Annotated in this window: 4 protein-coding genes; 1 reads left to right on the top strand and 3 read right to left on the bottom strand. The window is 66.7% G+C overall.

The window, feature by feature from the left end:
* Nucleotides 1-590 precede the first annotated feature (590 nt).
* The 3 genes from ADE01S_RS15430 to nudC form a co-directional block, all read right to left on the bottom strand.
* Nucleotides 591-4,211, bottom strand: a complete 3,621-nt coding sequence (locus ADE01S_RS15430) for a hydantoinase B/oxoprolinase family protein (RefSeq protein ID WP_062682604.1) — start codon at nucleotides 4,209-4,211, stop codon at nucleotides 591-593.
* Between the two features lie 92 nt (nucleotides 4,212-4,303).
* Complete coding sequence (locus tag ADE01S_RS15425) at nucleotides 4,304-4,813, bottom strand: winged helix DNA-binding protein (RefSeq protein WP_062682603.1); 510 nt, start codon at nucleotides 4,811-4,813, stop codon at nucleotides 4,304-4,306.
* A 155-nt stretch (nucleotides 4,814-4,968) separates the two neighbouring features.
* On the bottom strand, nucleotides 4,969-5,739 hold the full coding sequence (gene nudC / locus ADE01S_RS15420) for an NAD(+) diphosphatase (RefSeq protein ID WP_062682602.1): 771 nt from the start codon (nucleotides 5,737-5,739) through the stop codon (nucleotides 4,969-4,971).
* A gap of 279 nt (nucleotides 5,740-6,018) precedes the next feature.
* Between nudC and ADE01S_RS15415 the strand changes: the two genes are divergently transcribed.
* Nucleotides 6,019-6,993, top strand: coding sequence for a TRAP transporter substrate-binding protein (locus ADE01S_RS15415; RefSeq protein ID WP_062682601.1), 975 nt, complete (start codon nucleotides 6,019-6,021; stop codon nucleotides 6,991-6,993).
* The last annotated feature ends 1 nt before the right edge of the window (nucleotide 6,994 follow it).

Below are 6,994 nucleotides of genomic sequence, written 5' to 3'. Positions count from 1 at the left end.
AGCCCGTGCCCGCCTCCTCCCGGCGTTTCGATCACGAACACGTCGTGATGTCTGATCCGGACGACGCGTAGGAGGGGTGGAGCGCGAGAGTCCTTAAGCAAGAACCCCAGCACTGAACGCGCGTAACCCATGCGGCTGTGAGCAGACAGTGCATGAAGCCTTGAGCAGATTCCCCAAGCGGCCATGAGCAGACTGTGCCCCGCATCGGCCGGAAAACAATCGATTGCGGCAGCATGGGTTTCGCGCGCTGGGCAATTGGGTTTTTGCGCGAGTCATCTCGCGCTCCACCCATCCTACAGCCCGTGCCCGCCTCCTCCCGGCGTTTCGATCACGAACACGTCGTGATGTCTGATCCGGACGACGCGTAGGATGGGTGGAGCGCGAGAGTTCTTAAGCAAGAACCCCAGCGCTGAACGCGCGTAACCCATGCGGCCGTGAGCAGACAGTGCATGAAGCCTTGAGCAGATTCCCCAAGCGGCCATGAGCAGACTATGCCCCGCATCGGCCGGAAAACAATCGATTGCGGCAGCATGGGTTTCGCGCGCTGGGCGATTGGGTTTTTGCGCGAGTCATCTCGCGCTCCACCCATCCTACAGCCCGTACCCGCCCCCTCCCGGCGTTTCGATCACGAACACGTCGCCGGGCCGCAGCTGCGCGCTGTCCTGCGGGCCCAGTTCCTCGACGGTGCCGTCGGCGCGCTCGACCGAGTTGCGGCCCATGGCGCCGGGCTGCCCGCCCGCCAGGCCGAACGGCGCGTAGCGGCGGTTGTTCGACAGGATGGCGGCGGTCATGTCCTCCAGGAAGCGCACGCGGCGCACGCCGCCCTCGCCGCCCGGATAGCGCCCCGCCCCGCCCGAGCCCTTGCGGATCTCGTAGGACTCCAGGCGCACCGGAAAGCGGAATTCCAGCACTTCCGGATCCGTGAGGCGCGAGTTGGTCATGTGCGCCTGCACCACCGAGGTGCCGGCGAAGCCTTCGTCCCGCGGTCCCGCGGCGTCGATGCGCACCGGACCCGCGCCGGTGCCGCCCGAGATGGTCTCGTAGTACTGGTGGCGCGCGTTGCCGAACGTGAAGTTGTTCATCGTGCCCTGGCTCGCGGCCAGCACGCCCAGCGCGCCGTACAGCGCGTTGACGATGCACATGGACGTTTCCACGTTGCCCGCCACCACCGAGGCCGGCGGGTTCGGGCGCAGCATCGAGCCTTCCGGCAGGATGATGGACAGCGGCACGAGGCAGCCGTCGTTCAGCGGGATGTCGTCGTTGACCAGCGTGCGGAACACGTACAGCACGGCCGCCACGGCGATGGCCCCGGGCGCGTTGAAGTTGTTGTCCAGCTGCTCGGAGGTGCCGGTGAAGTCCACCACGGCGCTGCGCGCCTGGGTGTCCACCCGCACCGCCACGCGGATCACGGCGCCATTGTCCAGCGGGTACTCGTAGCTGCCGTCCTTCAGCACCGAAATCACGCGGCGCACCGCTTCCTCGGCATTGTCCTGCACGTGGCCCATGTAGGCGCGGACCACGTCCAGGCCGAAGTGGTCGCACATGCGCAGCAGTTCCTGCACGCCCTTCTCGTTGGCGGCGATCTGCGCGTGCATGTCGGCGATGTTCTGGTCCGGATTGCGCGCCGGCCAGCGGCCCGAGCCCAGGATGTCGCGCACGGCCTGCTCGCGGAATTCGCCGTTCTTCACGAGCTGGAAGTTCGTGAAGAGCACGCCTTCGTCTTCCACCGTCTTGGAATCGGGCGGCATCGAGCCGGGCGTGGTGCCGCCGATGTCGGCATGGTGGCCGCGCGACCCCACGTAGAACAGGATCTCGCGTCCGTCGCGGCCGAACACCGGGGTGATGACGGTTACGTCGGGCAGGTGCGTGCCGCCGTGATAGGGATCGTTCACCACGTAGGCGTCGCCCGGCGTCATGCGGCCGGCGTTCGCATTCATGACGGTGCGCACCGACTCGCCCATGGAGCCCAGGTGCACCGGCATGTGCGGCGCGTTGGCGATCAGGCGGGCCTGGGCATCGAAGATCGCGCAGGAGAAGTCCAGGCGCTCCTTGATGTTCACCGAATAGGCGGTGTTCTGCAGGCGGTAGCCCATCTGCTCGGCGATCGACATGAAGAGGTTGTTGAAGACCTCCAGCATGACCGGATCGGCCTGGGTGCCGATGGCGCGGCGCTCCGGACGCGCTTCGACGCGGCGGATCACGAAGTGGTCCTGCTGCGTCAGCTCGGCCTGCCAGCCGGCCTCGACCACCGTGGTCTGGTTGGGCTCGGAAATGATGGCGGGCCCCGCCACCACGTCGCCGCCCGCCATGTCCTCGCGCACGTACAGGGGCGTGTCGCGCCAGGCGCCGCCGCTGTACATGCGCACGTCGCGGCGTGCCGTCAGCGCGCCTTCGCGCACGCGGGACGCGGGCGCTTCGCCCACGCGCTCGCCGCCGCCGGTGGCCTCGACCGAAATGGTTTCCACCACCAGTTCGCGGTTGGGCATCAGGAAGGAGTAGCGCTGGCGGTAGGCCGCCTCGAAGTCCTCGCGCACCCGGTCCAGGTCCGTATAGGCCACTTCCAGCGCCGTATCGGTGCCGCGGTACTTCAGGTGCAGGCGTCGCTGGACGCCGATGTCGTTCTCGGGCACGTGCTGGCGGCGCAATTCGCCGACCGCCTGGCCGGCCAGTTCGTCCAGCTCGGCCTTGAGCGCCTGCATCAGCTCGGCGTCCAGAACCTTCTCGACGGTCTTCTGGCGCATGTCGGTCTGGTCGGCCAGGCCCATGCCGTAGGCCGACAGCACGCCGCCCAGCGGATGCGCGAACACCGTGGTCATGCCGAGCGCGTCCGCCACCAGGCAGGCATGCTGGCCGCCGGCGCCGCCGAACACCGTCAGCGCGTACTCGGTCACGTCATGACCGCGCTGCACCGAGATACGCTTGATGGCCTCGGCCATGTTGCCCACCGCGATTTCGAGAAAGCCTTCGGCGAGCTGCTCGGGCGTCATGCCGCGGCCGGTGGCGGCACGCACCTCGGCGGCCATGGCTTCAAAGCGCTGGACGACCGCGTCGCGGTCCAGCGGCTCGTTGGCGTCCGGGCCGAACACCTTGGGGAAGAAGTCGGGCTGGATCTTGCCCAGCAGGACGTTGCAGTCCGTCACGGCCAGGGGACCGCCCCGGCGGTAGCACGCCGGCCCGGGGTTGGCGCCCGCCGAATCCGGGCCCGCCCGCAGCCGGGCCCCGTCGAAATGCAGGATAGAGCCGCCGCCCGCGGCGACCGTATGGATGCTCATCATGGGCGCGCGCATGCGCACGCCGGCCACCTGGGTTTCGAACTCGCGCTCGAACTCGCCGGCATAGTGCGACACGTCGGTCGAGGTGCCGCCCATGTCGAAGCCGATCACCTTGGGAAAGCCCGCGGTCTCGCTGGTGCGCACCATGCCGACGATGCCGCCGGCGGGCCCGGACAGGATCGCGTCCTTGCCGCGGAAGCGGTGCGCGTCGGTCAGGCCGCCGCTGGATTGCATGAACATCAGGCGGATGCCCGGCAGCTCGCCGGCCACCTGGTCCACGTAGCGCTTGAGGATGGGCGACAGGTAGGCGTCCACCACCGTGGTGTCGCCGCGCGACACGAACTTGATCAGCGGGCTGACCTCGTGCGAGGCCGATACCTGCGGAAAGCCGATATCCCGCGCGATGCGGGCGGCGCGCGCCTCGTGGTCGGGCGCATGCCACGCGTGCATGAAGACGATCGCCACGGCGCGGATGCCCGAATCGTAGGCGGCCTGCATGCCGGCGCGCAGGCCGGCTTCGTCCAGCTCGCGGATCACCTCGCCGTCGGCCGCCACGCGCTCGTCGGCCTCGAAGACCGACTCATACAGCATCTCGGGCAGCACCACGTTGCGGTCGAACAGCCGCGGACGGTTCTGGTAGGCGATGCGCAGGCCGTCGCGGAAGCCCCGCGTGGTCACCAGCAAGGTGCGTTCGCCCTTGCGTTCCAGCAGCGCGTTGGTGGCCACCGTGGTGCCCATCTTCACGCATTCGACCTGATCGGCCGGCACGGGCTGCCCGGGCGCGATGCCCAGCAGCTTGCGGATGCCGGCGACCGCCGCGTCGCGGTACTGCTCGGGGTTCTCCGACAGCATCTTCGCCGTGGTGGTGCTGCCGTCGGGACGGCGCGCCACGATATCGGTAAAGGTGCCCCCACGATCAATCCAGAATTGCCACTTCATAGGTGTCCTCGATAACAAGAGGCCGCCGCGGCGCGCTCGGCCGCGGGCGGTTGCGGATGACGGGGCCGGGCCCCGAATGTTGATGAATACGGTCAGAGCGAGGTGGCCGCGCGGGCCGCCTGGTCGTACAGGCCGGACAGCGCCCGCAGCGTGTGCGCCAGCTGGCGGCTGAATTCCAGCCCGCCGCCGCCCGGCGCGTCCAGGCCGGAGGTCAGGCACTGCTCGCGGATCTCGGCGTAGCGCTTGAGGATGGCGGCGCCCTCGTCCGTCACGCTGTAGAACACTTCCTTGCTGCTGCGCTCGCCCTTGACGACGCCGATCCGCTCCAGCTTCTTGAGCGCGTAGCTCACGATGTGGGTGTCTTCGACGTTGAGCGTGAAGCAGATGTCCGCCAGCTTCTTGGGGCGCTGCCGGTGGTAGACGTGGTGGAACACCATGACGTCGGTGGGCGTGAGGTCCGGCAGGCCCGCCGCGGCCATGCAGCGCACTGTCCAGCGGTCGAAGGCGTGGCTGGCGATCATCAAGCCGAACTCCACCTCGGAGAGATCGGGCGCGCTGCCGCCGGCGAGGTGGGCCGAGGACGCGATCAAAGCGGATGACATAAGAGACGCGAGCCGAGTTTATCTGCTCAAAATACTAATAATTTATCTACATTTCATCAATAAAAAATTAGCTCATAACCGCGCCATTCCCTTATTCCAAGGGAATACCCCTAGGGCCGGTTGATACGAAATCGCGCCTTGCCGCCTTGGATGGCCTACGGCGCCGTCCAGCCCATGGGCAGATTGGCGCGGATGAGCGATCCCGCGATGGAGATGCGCGCCGCGATGTCGGGCATGGGATCGCCGGGGCCGAACCACCGGGCGTCGGCGATCTCGTCTTCCTGGACGCGGATATCGCCGGAAACGTAGTCGGCCGTGAACGCTACCATCAGCGAATGCGGGAACGGCCAGGACTGGCTGCCGAAATACCGGAGATTGCCGACCTTCAGGCCGACCTCTTCGTAGACCTCCCGATGGATGGTCTGCTCAATGCTTTCGCCGGGCTCGACGAAGCCGGCCAGCGCGGTATAGCGCGCGGTGGGGGTCGCGGTGTGGCGCGCCAGCAGGATGCTGTCGCCCTTGCGCACCAGCACCATCATCGCGGGCGAGATGCGCGGGTAGGCCGCGAAGCCGCAGGACGGGCAGCGCAGGCAGAACTCGGTGGGCAGCCGCTCGGGCGGCGTGCCGCAGACGCCGCAGTAGCGGTGGGTGCGCGCCCATTCCGCGATCTGGTAGGCGCGGCCGGCCAGCGCCATGCGCTCGTCGTCCAGCACGCCGAACAGCGAGCGCAGCTTGCGGAACGCGTATCCCTGCGGCGCGTCGACGCCGGGCTCCACGTGCACCGTGCGGTGCGGGGAATCGGGCAGCACCCAGATGGGTTGCAGGATCTCCTCCCGCAAGCCGATGCGTTCGCACAGGGCGATGTCCGGCAGCACGCTGGACACTTCTTCGATCAACAGTTCATCACGACGGAAAACGAAATTCACGCAAGCCTCTGCACATGCATTCGATAGCGCAATCTTAGAAGAAAAACCGCCGCTCCGACGCAGCCGGGCCGCCCGCTGCTCAAACATTGAACCTTCAAGCATCTTCATGGTTCGCGCGCCCTAGGAATAACCCCTAAACCGACGATTTCACGCGCCCTGTCGCCGCACGGCAACATAGAATGGCACGGCTTTTCAGCTGCGCGTTACCGTCGCGGCGCTCTCTTTCGCAATGCCTAACGGGCACAACCCGGCTTCATCATTCGCAAAGAAGGACCACCCATGCACAAGAAAATCTCCCTGTTGGCTGGCAGCATCGTCCTGGCGTTCAGCGCCGGCGCGCAGGCCCAGACGAAATGGGACCTGCCCAGCGCCTACCCGGCCAGCAACTTCCACGTCGAGAACCTGACCTCCTTCATCAAGGACGTGGACAGCCTGTCCGAAGGCAAGCTCAAGATCACGCTGCACAACAACGCGTCGCTGTACAAGGCGCCGGAAATCAAGCGCGCGGTGCAAGGCAACCAGGCCCAGATCGGCGAAATCCTCCTGACCAACTTCGCCAACGAAGACCCGATCTACGAACTGGACGGCCTGCCCTTCCTGGCGACCGGCTACGACGCCTCGTTCAAGCTCTACCAGGCGCAGAAGCCCTTCCTGGAAAAGAAGCTGAACTCGCACGGCATGACCTTGCTGTACGCGGTGGCCTGGCCGCCCCAGGGCATTTTCGCCAACAAGGACATCAAGCAGATCAGCGACATGAAGGGCCTGAAGTGGCGCGCCTACAGCCCGGTGACGGCGAAGATCGCCGAACTGGTCGGCGCCCAGCCGGTCACGGTGCAGCAGGCCGAGCTGGCGCAGGCCATGGCCACGGGCGTGATCGATTCCTACATGTCCTCGGCGTCCACGGGCTACGACACCAAGACCTACGAGTACATCAAGAAGTTCTACGACACGCAGGCCTGGCTGCCCAAGAACGCCGTGATCGTGAACAAGAAGGCGTTCGACGCCCTGGATCCCGCCACGCAGGCCGCCCTGAAGAAGGCCGGCGCCCAGGCCGAGGAGCGCGGCTGGAAGCTGTCGCAGGAAAAGAACAAGTGGTACCAGGAAGAGCTGGCCAAGAACGGCATGGAAACGGTCAAGCCCACCGTCGAGCTGAAGGAAGGCCTCTCCGTGATCGGCAAGCGCATGCTGGACGACTGGCTGAAGAAGGCCGGCGCGGACGGCCAGGCCATGATCGACGCCTACAAGAAGCAGTGAT

This window comes from Achromobacter denitrificans NBRC 15125 (assembly GCF_001571365.1).
GTDB lineage: Bacteria > Pseudomonadota > Gammaproteobacteria > Burkholderiales > Burkholderiaceae_B > Achromobacter > Achromobacter denitrificans.
The sequence above is the reverse complement of the archived record's forward strand: the minus strand, read 5'-3'. Positions and strand labels throughout refer to the sequence as shown.